General features: G+C 36.9%; 22 protein-coding genes. 7 read left to right on the top strand and 15 right to left on the bottom strand.

What is annotated here, in order from left to right; translation table 11 throughout:
- Nucleotides 1-8 precede the first annotated feature (8 nt).
- From L1266_RS01310 to L1266_RS01340, 7 genes are all read right to left on the bottom strand, one after another.
- Nucleotides 9-1,085 carry a glycosyltransferase gene (locus L1266_RS01310; RefSeq protein ID WP_054553832.1) on the bottom strand — a complete coding sequence of 359 codons (1,077 nt, stop codon included), beginning with the start codon at nucleotides 1,083-1,085 and terminating at the stop codon, nucleotides 9-11.
- Nucleotides 1,082-2,557, bottom strand: coding sequence for a GumC family protein (locus L1266_RS01315; protein ID WP_054553831.1), 1,476 nt, complete (start codon nucleotides 2,555-2,557; stop codon nucleotides 1,082-1,084). The genes L1266_RS01310 and L1266_RS01315 overlap by 4 nt, the downstream gene beginning before the upstream one ends.
- Before the next feature lie 154 nt (nucleotides 2,558-2,711).
- Nucleotides 2,712-3,836 carry a glycosyltransferase gene (locus L1266_RS01320; protein WP_235376646.1) on the bottom strand — a complete coding sequence of 375 codons (1,125 nt, stop codon included), beginning with the start codon at nucleotides 3,834-3,836 and terminating at the stop codon, nucleotides 2,712-2,714.
- Complete coding sequence (locus L1266_RS01325; RefSeq protein WP_138617710.1) at nucleotides 3,833-4,543, bottom strand: acyltransferase; 711 nt, start codon at nucleotides 4,541-4,543, stop codon at nucleotides 3,833-3,835. The genes L1266_RS01320 and L1266_RS01325 overlap by 4 nt, the downstream gene beginning before the upstream one ends.
- Nucleotides 4,536-5,900 (bottom strand): O-antigen ligase family protein, encoded by a 1,365-nt coding sequence (locus L1266_RS01330; protein ID WP_054553828.1) that lies wholly within the window; start codon nucleotides 5,898-5,900, stop codon nucleotides 4,536-4,538. Before L1266_RS01330 ends, L1266_RS01325 begins: the two co-directional genes overlap by 8 nt.
- Nucleotides 5,884-7,299 (bottom strand): lipopolysaccharide biosynthesis protein, encoded by a 1,416-nt coding sequence (locus L1266_RS01335; protein ID WP_235376647.1) that lies wholly within the window; start codon nucleotides 7,297-7,299, stop codon nucleotides 5,884-5,886. Before L1266_RS01335 ends, L1266_RS01330 begins: the two co-directional genes overlap by 17 nt.
- Before the next feature lie 9 nt (nucleotides 7,300-7,308).
- On the bottom strand, nucleotides 7,309-8,460 hold the full coding sequence (locus L1266_RS01340; RefSeq protein WP_054553826.1) for a glycosyltransferase: 1,152 nt from the start codon (nucleotides 8,458-8,460) through the stop codon (nucleotides 7,309-7,311).
- Nucleotides 8,461-8,680: 220 nt separating this feature from the next.
- On the opposite strand from L1266_RS01340, the gene L1266_RS01345 reads away from it, so the two are divergent.
- The gene (locus L1266_RS01345) at nucleotides 8,681-9,595 is read left to right on the top strand and encodes a glycosyltransferase family 2 protein (RefSeq protein WP_187489610.1); all 915 of its coding nucleotides are present in this window, start codon (nucleotides 8,681-8,683) and stop codon (nucleotides 9,593-9,595) included.
- The gene (locus L1266_RS01350; RefSeq protein ID WP_054553824.1) at nucleotides 9,595-9,999 is read left to right on the top strand and encodes a response regulator; all 405 of its coding nucleotides are present in this window, start codon (nucleotides 9,595-9,597) and stop codon (nucleotides 9,997-9,999) included. The genes L1266_RS01345 and L1266_RS01350 overlap by 1 nt, the downstream gene beginning before the upstream one ends.
- On the opposite strand, the gene L1266_RS01355 is transcribed toward L1266_RS01350, so the two are convergent.
- From L1266_RS01355 to L1266_RS01370, 4 genes are all read right to left on the bottom strand, one after another.
- Nucleotides 9,972-10,883, bottom strand: coding sequence for an endonuclease/exonuclease/phosphatase family protein (locus L1266_RS01355; protein ID WP_235376648.1), 912 nt, complete (start codon nucleotides 10,881-10,883; stop codon nucleotides 9,972-9,974). The genes L1266_RS01350 and L1266_RS01355 overlap by 28 nt on opposite strands.
- A 181-nt stretch (nucleotides 10,884-11,064) precedes the next feature.
- On the bottom strand, nucleotides 11,065-11,499 hold the full coding sequence (locus L1266_RS01360; protein WP_138602233.1) for an acyl-CoA thioesterase: 435 nt from the start codon (nucleotides 11,497-11,499) through the stop codon (nucleotides 11,065-11,067).
- A gap of 5 nt (nucleotides 11,500-11,504) precedes the next feature.
- Nucleotides 11,505-12,323 (bottom strand): M23 family metallopeptidase, encoded by an 819-nt coding sequence (locus L1266_RS01365; protein WP_235376649.1) that lies wholly within the window; start codon nucleotides 12,321-12,323, stop codon nucleotides 11,505-11,507.
- Nucleotides 12,316-13,173 (bottom strand): 6-carboxytetrahydropterin synthase, encoded by an 858-nt coding sequence (locus L1266_RS01370; RefSeq protein ID WP_138602228.1) that lies wholly within the window; start codon nucleotides 13,171-13,173, stop codon nucleotides 12,316-12,318. Before L1266_RS01370 ends, L1266_RS01365 begins: the two co-directional genes overlap by 8 nt.
- Nucleotides 13,174-13,380: 207 nt before the next feature.
- On the opposite strand from L1266_RS01370, the gene fabA reads away from it, so the two are divergent.
- Nucleotides 13,381-13,896, top strand: a complete 516-nt coding sequence (gene fabA / locus L1266_RS01375; RefSeq protein ID WP_054553819.1) for a bifunctional 3-hydroxydecanoyl-ACP dehydratase/trans-2-decenoyl-ACP isomerase — start codon at nucleotides 13,381-13,383, stop codon at nucleotides 13,894-13,896.
- Between the two features lie 64 nt (nucleotides 13,897-13,960).
- Here fabA and rmf read toward each other — a convergent pair whose 3' ends face one another.
- Complete coding sequence (gene rmf / locus L1266_RS01380; RefSeq protein WP_036968408.1) at nucleotides 13,961-14,131, bottom strand: ribosome modulation factor; 171 nt, start codon at nucleotides 14,129-14,131, stop codon at nucleotides 13,961-13,963.
- A 373-nt stretch (nucleotides 14,132-14,504) separates the two neighbouring features.
- Here rmf and acuR point away from each other — a divergent pair, with 373 nt between their 5' ends.
- The gene (gene acuR / locus L1266_RS01385; RefSeq protein WP_235376650.1) at nucleotides 14,505-15,137 is read left to right on the top strand and encodes an acrylate utilization transcriptional regulator AcuR; all 633 of its coding nucleotides are present in this window, start codon (nucleotides 14,505-14,507) and stop codon (nucleotides 15,135-15,137) included.
- A 61-nt stretch (nucleotides 15,138-15,198) separates the two neighbouring features.
- On the top strand, nucleotides 15,199-16,188 hold the full coding sequence (acuI, locus tag L1266_RS01390) for an acrylyl-CoA reductase (NADPH) (protein WP_199529636.1): 990 nt from the start codon (nucleotides 15,199-15,201) through the stop codon (nucleotides 16,186-16,188).
- A 47-nt stretch (nucleotides 16,189-16,235) separates the two neighbouring features.
- Here acuI and L1266_RS01395 read toward each other — a convergent pair whose 3' ends face one another.
- Nucleotides 16,236-16,802 carry a hypothetical protein gene (locus L1266_RS01395; protein WP_054553816.1) on the bottom strand — a complete coding sequence of 189 codons (567 nt, stop codon included), beginning with the start codon at nucleotides 16,800-16,802 and terminating at the stop codon, nucleotides 16,236-16,238.
- A 183-nt stretch (nucleotides 16,803-16,985) separates the two neighbouring features.
- On the opposite strand from L1266_RS01395, the gene L1266_RS01400 reads away from it, so the two are divergent.
- Nucleotides 16,986-17,402, top strand: a complete 417-nt coding sequence (locus L1266_RS01400) for a VF530 family DNA-binding protein (protein ID WP_063705328.1) — start codon at nucleotides 16,986-16,988, stop codon at nucleotides 17,400-17,402.
- 183 nt (nucleotides 17,403-17,585) lie between these two features.
- Complete coding sequence (gloA, locus tag L1266_RS01405; protein WP_235376651.1) at nucleotides 17,586-18,116, top strand: lactoylglutathione lyase; 531 nt, start codon at nucleotides 17,586-17,588, stop codon at nucleotides 18,114-18,116.
- 169 nt (nucleotides 18,117-18,285) lie between these two features.
- Here the strand turns inward: gloA and L1266_RS01410 are convergent, their stop codons facing one another.
- Together L1266_RS01410 and L1266_RS01415 are read right to left on the bottom strand one after the other, a co-directional pair.
- Nucleotides 18,286-18,684 (bottom strand): biotin/lipoyl-containing protein, encoded by a 399-nt coding sequence (locus L1266_RS01410; RefSeq protein ID WP_235376652.1) that lies wholly within the window; start codon nucleotides 18,682-18,684, stop codon nucleotides 18,286-18,288.
- A gap of 14 nt (nucleotides 18,685-18,698) precedes the next feature.
- On the bottom strand, nucleotides 18,699-19,370 hold the full coding sequence (locus L1266_RS01415) for an RDD family protein (protein WP_194441478.1): 672 nt from the start codon (nucleotides 19,368-19,370) through the stop codon (nucleotides 18,699-18,701).
- Nucleotides 19,371-19,402 lie beyond the last annotated feature (32 nt).

Raw genomic sequence — 19,402 nt, forward strand, 5'->3', positions numbered from 1 at the left:
GCCTCCCATCACGCTAACGCTGTGTATAAATTGTCATATTGACTGCTCATGGTCCGTGCATCAGCAACAGCTATAGCATGATGACGAATAGGATTTCCGTTTGGTAATTGCAAAGTACGTAATATTGCAGGGGCAATTAGCTTGTAGTTATTTGCTGCAATCAATTCCCCCTCTTTATCAGTTACAACTTCGTGAATACCACCTACATCAGATGCGACAATAGGTACTCCACATGACATCGCTTCAATGATAGACAGGGGCAGACCTTCTCGTTTCGAATATAGACACATAACATCGATGCTAGAGTAAAAAACTCTCATGTCGTGTATATTTCCTAAGAAATGTACTCGCGATTTTAAATCATAGCTTTCAACAGCTTTGTGGAGTAAATCTCTCTGGTCACCATCGCCTGCAAATACAAGGTGATAATTCTCAGGCAAATAAATGAGAGCATGTATTAAGTCTTTATGCCCTTTACCTTCAATTAGTCGGGCTGCACACCCGATCAACTGAACATTTTCTGGTAAGTTTAACTGCTGGCGTGCACATGATTTATCTATTGCTTTAAATTGCTCGCAATCAATACCATTTAAAATTGTCTGTTGAGGTATGATTGACGTTTTTGATTGAAACTCATTGGCTACGATGTTTGCATCTGCTACCCAATGAATATGTGTTAATAAGTTAAGAGCTCTGGTGAAGAAACGTTGCTTAATATTGTTTAAATACCAAGCATCATGAATAGTCGAAACATGGCGAATACGCTTAGTTGTTAATGAACACACAATACCAGCGTACAGTAATGGACCTATATGATGACTATGAATAATATCTATTTGCTGCTCTTTTATAAGCGCCTTTAATTTTTTTATAACCGAACCTTTAAAGCCAGGTGCTTTATTTAAACAAAAAACACTGCTTTTATAATTGCTAAGTTCCGGCCATTGTTTGATTGCTGACTCCTTATCACCTTCTAACGAGACGATGATGGTTGTTTGGCTATATTGACTATTCTTTAATAGCGTAATTGCCATTTTTTCTAGGCCGCCAACTTCTAAATGCTGTACTAAGTGCATTACCTTCATAAAGGTTCTCCTTCAATATGCTTGTTAGATGCACTGCTGTTTATAATTGGCAGGACAGTTACTACGTGTGCATTACTAAGCTTTTCAATAGTTTGAATATCTTTTAGATGGCTGTCGCAAAGTGAAGCAACAAATACACTTGCTCCACCTGTAAACATTCCAAGCACGACTCCAATCACGATTGTCATGACTAAAGAGGTATTGATTGGTTGCGTTGGGCTATAGGCGCGTTCAATTGTTTTTACTTTGTCTGGGCCTTCATATTTAACAAGTTTTCCTGTTACTTTTGCCATTTCGTATCGGCTTAACATATCTTTGTACAACGATTGTTTAACTTCGTAATCTCGTTCTAATTTTCTTAGCTGTTTTTCTACATCGCTGGTAATTAATAATCTCTCGCTTACCTCTTTTACCTGTTCTTCTAGCATTGCAAATTCTTGTTCCTGTTGAAGCAGGTTATTTTTAGCCTCTTCTAAGGCAAGCAGCTGAGAAACCAATACACTGGATTCTTTATTTTCACCCGAAGGCAAGGTGTTAACCATTTGCCAAAGTTGATCTAAATTCGAGGTATCTAAGTCTTCGCTTGATTCAAGTAATGACTGCTGACGCGCTTTTAAGTTTTTTAAAGTACGTGTTTTTTCAATAACTTTACTGTGCTTATCTGTATAACGAGTGCGCAGTAGACTTAATTCAGATTCTGTACGAATAATTTTTTCTTCTAACTTCCCTAGGATTGGATTAGCTTGCCCTACTTTATTTTTTAGTGCATTGAGCTTTGCTTTAGCACCAGAAAGAGCAATTAATTTCTGCTGTTTTTCCGATAATAATTTATCGAATGTTTCGCGGTTGCTATGTAAAACCGTTGGTAATGTATTGCTATTTTGGCTTTTAAATTTAGCAAGAGATTCTTCAGATACTTCTAACTCTTGGCGTAACCCTTCAAGTTGTTGAAAGAAAAATTGTTCTGACGTATCTAAAGAGGCTTTAGTTGGCGCAAGTAAGCGTTCAATAAATTTCTCTACCACTTTTTCAAGTACAGGTTTCATTTGACTTTGGTCGTGCCATATAAAGTTTATACGCACTAATTCATCGCCGATTAATGACAAAGAGAGAGCTTTAGAGAGCTTTTGATGAATTTCTTCAACTTGTTTTGGCGTTGCATCTTCTGCGATTAAATTAGTTTCCTTAGCGACAGCAATAAGTACTTTTCTGCTTATAACTAAAGTTCTAAGTGCTGCCATACGATCTGATAACTGAAATGAAAAAGACAGATCATCTAAGTACGGATTTAAAAGTGCAGATTCTTCAATCAAAATGGTTGCGTGGTTGGTATATTGTTTTTGAGCAGTCAGCCCCATGAAAATAACAACAAGAGGCACAATGCAAAACGGAATAATAAAAAGCTTAATACGCGTGTAAAGCGCATAAAGCCCTAAATATATTAATCGTTTGATCTGCTCTTTAACTAACATGGAGTTACCTATTGCTTTGCAATTTGCAAAAAAATGCAGTTATATTTGCATTTTGAAAAAAATAAATTGCGATAATTTCAATTAGTTATTCTGTTGCAGATCTTGTTCCAAAAATAAAAAAAAGCTGCGTTAATGCAGCTTTTAATAGATGAAGTTAACCAAGCCCTAGCTCATCACTTATTTGTAGCGCCTTAACTTGCCAACTGTGATTTTTTGCGTAATCAGCTTGAGTTTGTCGCCAATTAAGCTTTTGCTCATCGCTTATGCTAATGGCATAGTCCACACGCTCAATGAAGGCATTCATAGAGTCTGCGATCAGCACAGCCTCTTGATAGGGTCTCACTGCAGCAAAATTAGTTGAAACAATGGGGGTTCCTGTCGCTAGATACTCCTTAAGTTTAAGCGGATCGCATGCTCTAATTTGCGCGTTATCAACAAATGGGAGAATCGAGACATGCCAATGTTGAGAAAAAGTAGCAAGTTTATGGTGCTCTACTGCGGGTACATGGGACACATTGTTAAGGGATAATAATGAATCAAAGTTTTCAATAATGTTACCAATTAACATTATTTGGTATTGAGGCCGTTCAAGTGCCAGTTTTTGCAAAAGCTCTTTGTCGAGCCACGCATTTAAAGAACCATAAAAGCCAATAACCGGTTTATTTATATTACTAAGTTCAACTGCCTTCTGCTTTTTATTATTAAATAAATCAAAGTCAACACCATGAGATAACAGCTTAACTTTATGCTTTGGCATTTTGCTAGAAAGAAATTCACTTACTACATAAATGAGGTCGGCTTTAAGAATAAGCTCTCTCTCTAGTGGTTCAACCATTAAATGATCAACACCCGCTAAAGCCGAAAAGTCATCGCCACAATAATAAACGATCTTGTCTATGGGACGTAAATTAATAAGGTATATGGCAGTAGGTACACTAACCCAATAGATGATAGGTTCATTATCAACAAAAGACTTTTTATTAAAAATCCATTTATTAAAAGCTTTTACAAGCTTATTGTCATGCCAAGGTAAAATCGGCAAAGTATGATCTTTAAGCTTACTGTGATTGTCTGCAGATTCTTCAGTATGCCTCTTTTTCAACACTAAGGATTTTAGTTTGTAAAAAACTCTCTTTACATCAAGCAACTTTATTGTTGGCTTTCGCATACCGATTGAATTTATCCATACAATATCATGGCTTTTCGCTAATTCTTTAAAGATATGTTGAGTACTGCTTGGATGGCTTTGCCAATCTTCACCAAAAACGATAAATTTCATGACTCTGACTCCAGCTTCTTAACAACTTTCGCAGGGTTTCCTGCCACAATCGTATTTGCAGGTACATCTTTTGTAACAACACTACTTGCTGCAACTATTGCGCCCTTTCCTACTGTTACGCCAGCAAGGATTGTCGCCCCCGTTCCAACCCAAGCCCCTTGCTCTATAATGATGTCTCCGACTTGCGAATCATCATCAGGCTCACCTAAAGCGCGCCTTTGCGAGTTTAAAGGGTGGCCTGGAAAACCAGCTAAAAAAACCCGTCCAGCAAGCCTAACATCATCTTGCAGAACAATTTTACCAGCCACAGAGAATGAGTTTTGCCAACCAATATCGACATTATTACCAATGATAAGTTGCGATTTGTTTAACCCATGACTACGACCACAAAAAGTGCTAATACCACTAATACGAGAATTATCTTGGCACGTTATATCTAGCTGCCCTAAAATTTGTGGCATACCAGAATAAAGATATAAATTGCGTTTTGAACCTTTAATTTGGCTTTTAAAAATTGGCGTAAAATAGAAGATACGTAATAGTTCACTGAAAATTGTTTTAACAAGTAAATGCAGTTTGTATAGGCATGTATGGAAACCTGGTATTACAAACATTTGCGGATTGCGAATGAGTTTTGCAATTTGAAAAAGTGACTTTGCAAAAGGACTGTCACTTGATTTTAACCACTGTTTTAAATTCTCAGTCATAATGCCTTTCCTTTTGTTTATCTATAACAAGCTTTTCAAGAGCAATAGTTAACGCCAAGATGATGTATATAGGCCAAGTAAAAGCTTGAGTTAAAAAGGTTCCTGACACCATAAAGCCTATCAGCCCGCCTTTAAGTGCTTTCGCATTCACTGCTATTTTTTCATCGTTAAGCTGTTTATTTATCAAGAAAACACGGTTTAAACTTCGGTAAATACATGTGATCAGGGCAATGAATATGAACATCCCAACAATGCCTGTTTCGCCAAGTACTTGAAACCATGTACTGTGTACTGCATGATTCTTGCCATCCCAATGTGGACTATAGAAAAAATAATTCGCGACAAAATTATTTACACCTACCCCAGTCAATGGATTAGACAGCGCCATGTTAATTGCCGCATGCCAAGCATAGATACGGCCCATTGCAGACTCATCGACACCATCTTCATGAGCACCACCACTTTGTCTATCTGATATCCCTGCAAAAACAATCATCGCGAGCATTCCGACAGCACCTATACAACCAACAATGATTGGATTTTTAATTTTTTGATAGATAAAAAAGCTTAATACTGCTGCAATCCCCAGTAATCCCCCACGACTTTGAGTAGCAATAACGCCACTAATCGCAACTATTAGACAGATGAGTGCTATAAAACGTCTTATTTTATGGGCGCTACTATCAAAAACTTCAGCTGCAAGAAAAGACACTGGGAACATCATGACAAGTGATAAATCATTCGGGTCACCGAGTTGTGAGCGAAGTTCTCGCGAAATAGTCACACGAGTTCCTTCAACAAGACCGATCCCATTCATTTTATTACTTAAGGCTACAAGCGCGATGGCTGAGCCTGAAATCATAATACCAATGCGGATAACATTAAAATGTTGTAGAGAAGTCATCCACCATGAAATTGCAAACACCATTATGAGCACTTTAATCAACACACCTGACCAATACTCAAGCGCTAAACCACGGTTAGCCGCACTGAATACGCAAATAGTTAACCAAATAAACCAAGCAAAAAATATAAGGTGATTTGTATGCCAATGAGGCTTTAATTTCTGCGAAATAAATAGATGCCATGCAATCCCTAAAAGAGATGCTAATGCCAAGAGCTTAGGAATTTTTAATGGCATCAAAACAGGAAATGCTTCGTGTAGCCTAAAATAACTAAAAAGAATAAATAAGATAATAAATGCAACACTGACTTTCACTGCTGTAAACGCTGCAAAAGGAAGTAGTAATAAAGCAAAAACGGCGATAGGACCTAGTAGCGAGTAAGTCGAAATAACCAGTACGGTGACAACAATACCATTTATTACAAGTTGATTTTGCTTATAGTAATTGAGCATATTTACGCTCCTCTACCGTTTTTTTGATAACTCGTAAAATGATGCTCTTGTACTGATTAATAAATACAAAAATGTACGTTAACAGGACACCTAATTGTAGAATTAAATTGCCAGGCATAAACGAAATACCCGCTATGATCAATAAAGCAAGCCAACTAGGAACAAGTGAAGATAGTTTAAAAGTTAGCGGAACAAACTGTTGGCTAGTTAAGTAAAAACATAACAGTTTAAAGCTCTGCATAATAATTAAAGATAAGATCGCTCCTTCTACTGCAAACATTGGCACCAGAAGATATAAAAGGCTCAGACCGACTAATGCAGTTAAAAAATTAATAATGGGTACCCAGATCCCATTCTTATGCGTATAACAACCAATATTCAAAATATCGCTATGGTGCCTAATAGCAACCACAATAATTAACAATACTAACCAGTGCTCGTTGCCGTGGTAATTATCAGGTAACACTAAATTTAAAGTGATTGGAGCAAGAACAGACATCACTACGCAAAGCGCTAAACCAACATTCAAAGAGAGAATGGCTTTACTTTCGTATTCAGATTTATTGTTTTTAACTAGGCTAAAACGTTTAGCAAACCACCAAAGGCGTATAGGCTCAAACGTAAACGAAGTTAATACTGCAAACTGCGCCGCCACGTAGTAATTCGCTAACAATGTCTCATCAAAGTTTGCAACTATAAACCAATTTTCAGCGCCGTTTCCGGCATAAATAAATAAACTAGAGATAACAATAGAAATGATAAAAACAGTCTGTTTCCCTTGTATTCGCCAAGAAAACTCTGAATAACTTACATTAATAACCTTTAAAATATCAAAATAGCTAATACATACAATAAGTAAACTACTCACTACCCCCGACACCATAACTCCAGTGATACTGAAACCTAAAAATAGTAAGGTAATCGTTAATGTTGTTTGGACTAAAGCATGAGAAATGCATAAATAACAATATGTTCTCGCATTATTAGTCAAGCGGTAATAAATGTACGGAATACCAATTAGCGCCGATAGTACAAGGTTAACAATTAATAGCCTTAAATCTAGAGGATCAACTTTGGCCGGTAACTGATGTGCTATTTGCTCAGAAAAAATCAAAGAACAACCTGCAAAGAGTAAACTAAATATAAAGGTTGTTATTACCGCGTCACGAAACAGAGCAAGTTTTTCAGTATGAGTATTGTACTGTTGTTTAAGTAAAAGCTCTGGTAAGCCTATTGATAAAATAAGCGAACACAGCGCAGAAACAGTTACTAGAAAATTTAACTGACCAAACTCTACTTGACTTAGGAATCGTGTGCTAATTGGTAGCAATAAAAAGCCTAGTCCTTTTACTGATAATACTGCGACGGCAAAATAACCTATTTGTTTTAGATTACTCATAACTGTTCCTTACAAAGCTTCAACCCACTTTGATAGTTGTTTAGCCTGGTTAAATGCATTGTAGTGCTGATTAACATGTTGTTTTGCATTTTGGCCGAGTAAATAGCGTTTATGAGGTGATAACTGATGAAATTTATAAAGCATCTTGCTAATACCAGAGATACTGCTAGGCATACATTTCATGCCAACATTAGGCGTAACAATTTCATTCGCACCCATTAAAGTGGTTGTTAAAACGGGTAAACCACATGCCATTGCCTCTTTTAAAACCAGTGGCCCTGTATCTCGGTCACCATTTTTAGCGACACAAAATGGGGCAATCAAAGCTGAATAATTCACTAGGTTTTCACTTACCCAAGCATGAGGTTTTTCACCTAGAAACCTGACTGACTTTCTTACGCCAAGCTCTTCAGCCATATACATTAGGTCGTTGATCATTGGACCGTCGCCAACGATATCTAAAGTAATACCAAATTCTTTAGGCATATGTTTAAGAGCTGGTAATAAGAATTGAAGCCCTTTCTTTTCGACTAGTCTACCTATAAAAATTAACCTTACAGATTCACTTAATGATGAAGGTGTTTGGTTAAATTTTGTAGTATCGATACCGCAGTGAAGTAATTTCACGTTACTTTTTTCGCATTTTTTAAACTGCATAGCCATTTCTTCACACACAGCGACAGAGAAATCACATAAAGCTAATTTCGAGTTTAAATCGGCACTATTTACATAAACATCATGGCCATGCCCTATCGAAGAGACAGTGATATTTGCCATTTTCGCAGCAACAATGCCATATGCTAAAGGGCCATGCATAAAATGGCAGTGCAAATGATCTATTTTGGCAACTTTAAGGTACTGAGCAATTTTGTAGCCATAGCCAATAAGAGATTGTGTAGATATCGAGCGAAACTGGATTGCAGTATTTATTGCTTTACTGAGTTTCACAACATTAAACATTGCGGGAAGTATTTTTTTAAAGTCAGGCTTTTCAATCTCTTTGACTTCTATTGCACTTGATAAATTAATCAACACAGAGGTTTTTTCAAAAGTGAATACCGTCACTTTATGTCCAGCATCTAGAAGTGCATTAATTTCTGTGACAACAAATGTTTCTGATGCAACTGGGAAACTCGGAACTAAGATAGCGATGTGTTTCATAAAATGCTCCTACTAAAATATATGTAGAAACAAGGGCAATAACCATACCTGCTTTTTATGGGGTACTTTTCTCAATTTGAGACGTCAAATCTATAAATAATTGCAAAATGCAACGCACAAAAAGAAAAATCAGAGAATTATAGCCAATATCGAGCTAATAAAAGTGGCTTCTAAATTGCGTACTACAAGAATAATATGTTTAAGTTTTTGGAGTAATCTTATGTCTACTCAAGTTAGTGTAATCATCCCTAATTACAATTGTCTCAAGTATTTAGAGACATGCATAAACAGTATTTACCAACAAAATGATGTTAATTTTGAAATTATTATTGTTGATGATGGGTCTACTGACGGAAGCATAGACTACTTACAACAACTCGCTAAAACTAATAAAGAAGTACGTTTATTTACGCAAAATAGGAAAGGTGTCGTGGCAGCAAGAAACTTGGCCATCACACAAGCAAATTCAGAGTATGTTGCATTTTTAGATGCAGACGATTACTGGTCAAAAGATAAACTAGCTAAACAGTTAGCCTTTCATACCGAGCATCCAGAGTGCGTACTAAGTTTTACAGACTACATGCACTTTAATGAAAAAAATGAAGACATAATCAGCTGTTTTGACTACTGGCCTGAATTCGACAGCAATAGAACGAACACAGAATTTCATTTGCTGAAAAATCCAATAAGTCAAATGATAACAACTAACATTGTTGGCACTTCATCTGTAATGGTTAAACGTGCCGCTTTGATTGACGTAGGCGGATTTGATCACAAATTAACAAGCGCAACAGATCTGGATTGTTGGTTAAAAATAGCTAAGCAAGGTGATGTAGCTTACAGCTCTTTGTGCGCAATGCACTACTTGATGCGAGCAAACTCAATAACTGCTAATAGAGAAAATCGATTAGCCGCAATGGTTGAAATTATACGCAGGAATCAATACGGGGTTACAAAAGGAGAATTAAAGAAAATAAAAGCACGTTTAAGTGAGTGTTATGGTGAGTTTTATAGAGAATTAGGTAATTACTCGAAAGCACTATCCTATTCAAATAAGGCATTTTGGCTATTTCCTCATAAGCGAAATTTTAAACATGTTCTTTATGATCTAAAACACTTATTGGGTGCAAGCTAATGAAAGAAACTGTATTAATAATTGATGATGATGAGGCAATTTTGCGCTCATTAAAACGACTGCTAATTAGTAACTATTCTGTAGTTTGTTACAGTGATCCCTATGCAGCTATTGAATATGCGAAACAAAATGCGCTTGACCTGGTAATTTGTGATCTATTAATGCCTTCTTTGAGTGGTTTAGCTGTACTTGAGAAAATTAAGGCAGTAAAACCTTACAGTTCGCGTATGTTATTAACTGGCTATGCAGAGATGGAAGCATCTAAGCATGCAGTCAAAGATAAAGTCGCAACAATGATTACGGCAAAGCCTTGGGATAATTTTGAATTAAGTATGTTAGTAGAGATATTGATAGAAAATAGTAAATTAAGACAACTTCACTGTTTAGATAGTTTAACTTCATAGGTAAGCGACCTGTGGTCGCTACCTTTAACGAAACTAGTATTAATATTAGTTAGCCTAATTTTCTCACTTGCAATGCAATGGTCAATAGGAAGACCTAAAACTGGTAAGCCATTAAATTGAATTTTAGAAGGCCAAGTTACATAAAATCCACTACGATCAAAGCAATTATTATCAGCTTCAATAAAATAGCGCGACCATGGAACCGTGTTAAAATCCCCTGCAATTAACCAATTCCCTCCTAAAGTTTTAATTTCGTTTTGCACTTTACTTAAAACAGAGTTGCGTTGCGTCCATAGAGTTCTATCTCTTGGTGATGGAGGATGAAAAACAAGGCTATTTAACATAATGTTATTATGCAAAAAACTAAGTTTTACATAGCCTAGTTTTGGATTATCAAAACGTTTAATTTGTTTTTGGATAATCGGAAGTTTTGAGATAACGATTATACCAAAAGGCGCGCCTTCAACTTCAGCATAACCAAACAAATGATATTCAGTGTTGAGATTATCAAGAACATGACGCTGTGTATCATTAAATTCTAATAACACCAGGATATCATTTTTCTCTTCTATCATTTGGTTATAGATAATCTGTTGTAAGTTAGGGTTACTATATTGTAGGTTTATTTGCGTAACCTTAATATCACCGACCTCCCTCTGATTAGATGAGTAAGGTTTAAAGTGCACTAAAGTCAAAATTGTACTTAAAACTAGTAAGCTTGATGCCACCTTTTTACTGTAAAAATAACATAACCCTACAGGTAAAAAGCTAACTAAAATTAACTGACCTCTTAGCGCTGCGATTAAATCCAGCATATATGAATCTAATTGATTAAAAGCTAAAAATAAAAGAACGCCATAAAGAACCAGAATTAGTAAACGCATAGCCACCCTCCTCTGATTACTTATAGTCCTATTTCTTAATCTTTGCTGAGATAATATTTACACAAAATTTAGTATGATGTGTTCTTTTGTGTGTAAAAATAAATACCCGCAGGTACTTATTTTTTTAGTTTAATACCAATTCGCTTAATTAAGTTTTATTGCGAATTGGTATAGCCGTGCTTTATTCGAAACCGTTGATCATTTTATCGCAAACAACCGGTGTTGGCCTGTGATTATCATCAACAGCTACAAACGTGAAACTACCAGAAATAGCTAAATGCTTATCGTCTTTGTGCATTGTTTCTAAAAAGATTTCAACGTCTACTTTAAGGCTGGTGTTTCCAACATGCACCACTTTAGAAATTAGCTCTGCAAATGTACCAGCTGGAATGGCTTCTTTAAAATCTACACGGTCAGACGAAATAGTTACAAGTGGCTTACGACAAAAACGTGTAGCAGCGATAAACGCGACCTCATCCATCCAAGCCAACGCATCACCGCCAAATAAAGTATTGTGGTGATTGGTGCGGCCAGGAAAAACAGTTTTTGTTACCGACGTTGTTGAGTCAGCAATACGCTTTGCAATAATAGCGTCACGATCGATTGGTTGTGTCATAGTCTCTACTTTTTATTAGCTAATGTGTCTTGCATCATTAGCGCAGGGTCAAGGCGTTCATTTTTCCAATTAAAACGCCAGTCTAAATGAGGGCCAGTTACGCGACCGGTTGCACCGATCTCGGCAATTTTATCGCCACGCTTAATTTCATCCCCTACTTTTACATCTAATTTGCTTAAATGAATATAAGTAGAGGTAACACCATGGCCGTGGTCAAGAATCAAGGTTCCACCAGAGTAATATAAGTCAGCATCAGCAAAAACAACTGTGCCGCTTACTGGTGCATACACTGGACTACCCGTTTTATTGGCAATGTCTAAACCAAAGTGCGGGCGGCGAGGCTCACCATTAAAGTAACGCTGGCTACCATAAACACCTGAAATACGGCCCGTTGCAGGCTTATAAACAGGATCTAAAAAGTACCGTAGGTCAGAATTGACTTGCCTCGCTTTGCGTACGGCAACAGCTTCACGGCTAATACGCTCAGACACTTCTTTAGGTGGCGAGACATATTTTTTTGCAACACCGGTGATTTTGTCAATTTTGTAATCACGCTTAGTGATCACAATTGCTTGTTCGTGGCTTACACCCGCACTATCAACCCAAGTAAGGCTATGATTTGTCTTGGCATCACGACCAAAGCCGAACACAAACTCACCATTTGTTGAAAGCTTAAGAGACTCACCATTGAAGCTAACACTTTTAGCGCCTTCAATTTGGCCTGTTACTAAACCGCCTTGAGTTAAATGTCCTTTTAATTCAACAGCACTTGCAGTTAAAGAAAACAATCCTGCAAATGCAGCTATTAGTAATCCTTTACGCATAACTGATTGACCCCTTACCAACCCCTTCGTAAGCTGTAATTTTAACTTCTGAATCAGGGTATTGGTTTTTAACTTGTGAACTTAAGTAGTCTGCAATGCACTCAACCGTAGTATCGCAAGGTAAAATGTCGCAGCGTGATTTGTCTATCGCCATTTCAAAATAGCCCTGCTGTGATGTGTAAGCAAAGCACACATCGTTCTCTTGTGCAGTTACATGCTTAAGGTCTGATTTATTGATTTCATCTTCAGCTGTTGCTAGATAAATGTCTTCCCATTTATCTGCCCACTCTTTTTGTAAGCGAGGCATAGCCATACCATCAAGGCTAATACCAATCTGAGAGCGATGACCATGAATAATACGCTGACAATTACCATCGTGCTTTTTAAGACCATGGCTGTAATGATAATAAAAACTTTGGCTATGCTCTGGGTATAAATTAATTTCAATCTTTTCAATGTTGCTAGGTAGCTCAGGCATAATTGTTTTAATTAAAAACTCGGTTACCGACTTTTCATCAATAACATCAGCATCGATTAAACAATATGCTTGGTTAGGAGCGCTCATAGCTAAGTGATAATTATCACCAAAATGACAATCTAGCACGCTGTGCTCAGCATGCTGTGTTAGTGAACCGTTTAGTGTGGCAGGCACAGCAAGTTTATGGTCGATACAGTTATCAATAATGCCCTTGATTTGCTTTTTAACTAAGCCAAAATCAAGCACCATCGACTCATCATTTAATTGACCGTGCAGAGTTAAATCCACAATCCAGCTCTCGCCAACTGCACCGCGTTTATTACACAAGTAAGAAAAATCAATCACTGTCAGTGAGTTTACAAAAAGGATCATAAATTTCCTTTAGACTGGTTAAAGAATCACAGCAATTATAATGATTTTTACTTCACAATGCGCGGTTTTATCTCCCTTTATCAGCGACAGTTTAATTAAATGGTCATAAAACAAGCGAAAAATAGCAAATAATTAACTGCTCCGAGTTGTTTAGCGTACAAGTGTACGCTAAAGTACGGGGCAATTTCTAAGCGATGAATGAGAGTTATGGAACCTAAAAACAGCTATACAAAAGAAGAATTGGTCCTTTGCGGTCAAGGTGAAATGTTCGGTGAAGGCAACTGTCGTTTACCAAGTGACAACATGTTAATGATGGACCGCATTATCTCTATCACTGCTGATGGTGGTGAGCACGGTAAAGGCCAAATCGTTGCAGAACTAGATATCAACCCTGATCTTTGGTTCTTCGACTGTCACTTTAAAGGTGACCCAGTAATGCCTGGTTGTCTTGGTCTTGACGCTATGTGGCAATTAGTTGGTTTCTTCCTAGGTTGGTCTGGTGGTCCAGGTCTTGGTCGTGCACTTGGTGTAGGTGAAGTTAAATTCACAGGTCAAATCTTACCGACAGCTAAAAAAGTAACTTATCGTTTAGACATGAAGCGTGTAATTAAACGTAAATTATTCATGGGTATGGCTGATGGTACTGTAGAAGTAGATGGCCGCGTAATCTATGAAGCAAAAGATCTTAAAGTAGGTCTTTTCCAAGATACATCTGCATTCTAATATGAATGTGTAGATACAAAAAAGCCCCGAAGTGGGGCTTTTTTGCGTAAATAAGGTGCCTATTTTAAGTTTTAAACATATTTCGGTTTTCAATGGCTTCTCGCCAGCCGCCTAACCATTCTGATTTAGGGTCTATTTGTTGATAAGGGCATTGTTCTTTGGAACGGCCTGCCAAGCCTGCTTTATAACCTTGAGAATGAGCTCTTTCTAAACGATCTCTTTTCTGTCTCTTCATAGGTAATATCCTCACCTTTTATATTTATAGATATGTAGCGAAATTGACATCTACATTTAATGAATAGTTAATAAAACTGTTAAATTCAAATAGCAAAAAGCAATTAAATAAATTGACAATAACTAACGTGCTGATGCTCAAATGAATTAACATTTTAAATGACTAAGTGGTCGTACCTCTTTAACTAAAACCATCTATTAATACACTTAAATTCAGCTAAAAACGATACAGCTCTTTTAGCTTCAATATTTGTGACCTAGCCTATTTCGACAAAGTTCCCGATTAAATTGTAATCATGACAAATTTGTGATGATTACAATTTAGTCTATTTATTACTTGCATATTAAAAACCGATCGGTCTAATATGGTGCTCATGGAAACAAATAACTCTGTGCCGAGCCGTCGTGGCAGGCCACCAAAAATAGCGCGTTCAAATGCAGATACGCGTGCCCTACTAATTAATACAGGGTTAGCCGTATTAACTGAAAAAGGCTTTAGCGCAACCGGCATTGATTTAATCTTAAAATCAGCGCAAGTACCTAAGGGATCTTTTTATCATTACTTTAAAAGTAAAAATGATTTCGGCTTGGCACTCATTGATGCTTACGACAGCTATTTTCAGGCAAAGTTAAAACGCCACCTAGCAAACGAAGCAACAACCCCTCTTGAAAGGATTGTGCTGTTTGCTAATGACGCTAAACAAGGCATGGCAAAGTTTGAGTTTAATCGCGGCTGCTTAATTGGTAATTTAAACCAAGAGCTCAGCTACCTTAATGAAGCAATGATTGTACGTATTAAGCAGGCTTACACCAGCTGGCAAGCTCTAATTGAACACTGCTTGATAGACGCAAAGCAGCAAAAACAAATACCTCAATCATCAGATTGTAAAATGCTTGCTGAGTTCTTCTGGATTGGCTGGGAAGGCGCAGTGATGCGCTCTAAACTTGATAAATCAAGTGAACCGCTTACCCTTTATACAGCACAATTTTTACGCTTAATTTTATAAAGCCGTTTTAATACGGTTTTATTTTAACCATTAAAAGACGATCGGTCTAAAAGGAGTCAACATGACAACATCAGTAAAATCGGTAGTTATCAACAAAGATGATCAAGGCTATCGTGCCGAATACACAGACTTTCCTGTAGAGAGCATCCACCAGCACGATGTAAATATTGATGTTGACTACAGCACTTTGAATTACAAAGATGCTTTAGCGATTACGGGTAAAGGCCCTGTGGTAAGAACATTTCCAATGATCCCAGGTATTGACCTTGCAGGCACAGTGACTGAGTCTAAAAGTGATGAATTTAAAGTAGGTGATAAAGTCTTGTTAAATGGCTTTGGTGTTGGTGAGAAATACCTCGGTGGTTTAAGTGCAAAAGCATCTATGAGTGCAGATTGGCTTATCCCCCTTCCCGCTAATTTAACACCAAAACAAGCAATGCAAATTGGTACTGCGGGGTATACCGCAATGCTTAGTATTATCGCTTTAGAAAAACAAGGGATCACGCCTCAAAGCGGTGAAATTCTGGTCACTGGAGCCAATGGCGGCGTGGGCAGTTTTGCTATCTATTTACTTAATAAGCTTGGCTTTGATGTTGTTGCCACAACAGGCCGCATGAACGAAGCAGATCATCTTGAAAAATTAGGCGCAAAACGTGTTTTATCTCGCGATGAATTCTCAGCACCTGGTAAACCACTGGCTAAAGAGCAATTCGCTGGTGCAATTGATTCTGTGGGTAGCCACACCCTTGCAAATGTGTGTGCATCGATTAAATACGGTGGTGTTGTAACAGCCTGTGGTTTAGCACAAGGTATGGACTTTCCGGCAACGGTAGCGCCGTTTATCCTTCGTGGCATTAGCCTAATGGGTATTGATAGTGTAATGCGCCCTAAAGCTGACCGAATTGAAGCATGGCAACGTTTAAGTGAGTTAGTTGAGGCGCAGTACCTAGATACTATTTCACAAGAAGTCCCGCTTTCTGACGCCGTTGCAAATGCAGAAGCCTTATTAAAAGGTGAAATACGTGGCCGTGTAGTAGTTAATTGTAAGTAATAGATTTAAAGGCTCTAAACACCTTAGAGCCTTTTTAAAAAAAGAATTTAAACACCAAACGCCGCAAGCTTTTCGTTTAGTTCTTCCTTTGAAATTAATTGCATATCGTACTGTTTTTTAACTTTACGAATATTATCAAAATTATCCAATTTAAGCTGAGCTCTAGCTAATTTATCCTGCATCTCTTTTTCTGTTAATACATCCAGTTTCACAGCTTTCTCTAGCTTTTCTTTTTCTTCATCAAACTCACGTTGAAAAATTGCTTTTTCTTGTAGAATTATCTGATCTTTTAATTTTTTCTCAATTTCTACAGCTTCTTTCTCAAGCTCTATTTTTTTCTCTAAAAGAGGCTCTATTCTGTCAAGTGTATCTTTTAGAACAGCTTCAACATTTTCACCCTTATTATCGACTAAATTAGATACATACTTTTTACCAATGTCTTGGTAAGCAATATTTAGTTGCCCGTTAATTGAAGTAATTTCAGAATTAATCGCTGAAAGCTTTGATTTTTCTTTCGACGCAGTAGAGATATCACTGGTTAGTTTAGAGGTTGATTCACTAATATTTGTTCCAATTGTATTAGCTTGTGTTTTGATCTTATCAAAAAGTCCCATTTATAGATTCCTTAATCAATTTAATAAATTAGCCTCATGCCAATTCAAGCGCATAGATTACCCATATAAGGTAAACATGTAAACTTTTAAAATGGTTCGTATATCAAATTGATAAGCGGTATCTAAATTAGATCTTTCAAATTATAATTAACTAATTACGTAAACAATAAACAAGAGCATGATATGAGTAATAAAGAAATTTTCAGCAATAACCCGCTACAAGGTGTTGGTATTGAGCAAGTCGTAACAGAGCTTGTCGAACAATATGGCTGGGAATTACTCCACGCCTATATGCGGTTGAACTGCTTTAAGAATAATCCAGATGTTAAATCTGCGGTTAAGTTTTTACGTAAAACCCAATGGGCTCAAGAAAAAGTCGAGAACTTTTATTTGTATCGTCTTAAAAACTTACCACGCCCAGACAATGTCAACTACGAATTACCGCCACGCGATCGCGTGATCCCTGCTGATCAAAAACCAGGTGAACCGTGTGAGTTAAGTTTTACCGACGCCAAACGCATTCACGCTAAAAAAGAAGCTAAACAACTTGCTCGAGCTAGAAAACAACGTTCAAGTGCGAGTAATCCTTGGGGTAATTGATTTTTAAGCTTTGAGCTGTAAGATGAAATAAGCCGCCTGTTTGGGCGGTTTTTTATTTGGGTTAGCAAATTAAGAACTGAAGATTTGTCTTAGCACATCAAAAATATTTGTTATTAATTTAAGGGTAACGTGAATATGTTAGACTAATTATATTACCAGAAATATCAGCTAAAAAGGATGTGTATGTCTAACTACAACGAATCACCTGAACAAATCGCAACCGCTACGCAAGGTTATGTAATGCAACAGACAATGTTGCGCATTAAAGATCCAAAGCCTTCTTTAGATTTCTATCAAAATGTTTTAGGTATGAAGTTACTTGGTAAATATGACTTCCCTAAAATGGAGTTTACGCTGTACTTTTTAGGTTATGAGCAAGACATGCCAACAGGCAGCGATAAAGAAAAAGCACAGTGGATATTTCGCCGCCCTGCTCTTATCGAGCTTACACATAATTGGGGCACAGAAAATGACGACAGTTTTACAGGTTACCATAGTGGTAATGATGAACCAAAAGGCTTTGGTCATATCGGTATTAGCGTGCCAGATGTGTACGCAGCATGCGAGCGTTTTGCAAAATATGATGTTGAGTTTGTCAAAAAACCAGACGATGGCTCAATGAAAGGCTTAGCCTTTATTAAAGACCCAGATGGTTATTGGATAGAAATACTTTCTGCTGAAGGGATCACTGAGATCATTGAAGAGCATAAGTAAGGCTGCCCCTTCAATAACCTGCTATTTAGCAGGTTATTGAATTTTTCATTTTAAGGTTTTACTTATTAACTCAGAGTTCTCTTTAAAATAAAGATTCCATTAATTATCATTTGGTCATTGTTTAGCTTTAAATACACCTGTTAAAAGCCAAATAACATCATCTTCTCAGTTACAAACTTGTATAAATAATACCTACAATAGCCACAAAAAAAAGAACTAGCAGCCAATAATGTTGAACTTGATGGTTCTTACTCTTTTTATCTGAGGTGTTTACTTTAGAAGTAGCATTTTCCTTCGGTGTAGAGTGAACAAATCTAATTTCAGCGTTTTCATCAGGTAACATCATCCCAACTACTTGGTTAGCAGTAACATAATCCCCAGCTTTAACCTTAAATTCACTAATTTCACCTGATTCAGACGCTTGAATTTCTAATATTGTTTTATCTGTTTCTATATCAAAGAGGGGGGAATTAACTAAAACAATATCGCCAACATCTACATGAACATTTGCTACCTTAACATCGCCAATATCATTTGGTAATTCAGGTATTTTTATTGGGATTGACATAGTCGCGCTCCTTATTACAACCTAACAACAACCGTTTTACCTATGAAGTCATGTATTGCACGACGCTTTTCATTAAACAGCATGGTTATAAATTCTGACAATGCCCATACTGTAGCTAAAGAACTCAAACCCATAATTAAATAAGTTAAAAACTCATGTATGCTACCGAGTTGTTGTAACGATATTGAAATAGATAAAAGTAGTAGTATCCAAGATGAGTTAATAGCAATATTTACAGATTCTCGGCGAACCGATTGTTTAAGATTAATATCTGTTTCAGTGTCATGATCGAGGACTTTTACATCCATCACCATCTTACCAAGAGTTTGGCCATAAAACCCATGCATAAAAACAACGTAGCCAATATACTGAACGCCATTAACGGCTTGTAAAACCATGTTTTGGTTAGAGTATTCAACGCCAAAGAGTAAGCATTCAATATAAAGTAATGCTGTAAATATTAAACCATCAATAATCGCGGCCCAAAAACGAGGCCAAAAAGTAGCATACCTTTTACTCGTTTCTAGCTCTTCAAACTCTGCTTTTATTTCCGGGTCTTTTATTTTATTTGCTATCTCTAATTCTAACTCTTGTGCTCTTTGTGGGAAGCTATCTTTATCAATATATTTTTGAGCATCTAGAAGCTCATTCAATGAATAATTTTTATAATTTGGGGTGTAGTCCATGTTTGTTATTCTCCTTACTGCTTTAATTTAGT

Origin of the sequence: Pseudoalteromonas sp. Cn5-37 (assembly GCF_021532495.1) — a bacterium.
Taxonomy (GTDB): Bacteria; Pseudomonadota; Gammaproteobacteria; order Enterobacterales; family Alteromonadaceae; genus Pseudoalteromonas; species Pseudoalteromonas simplex.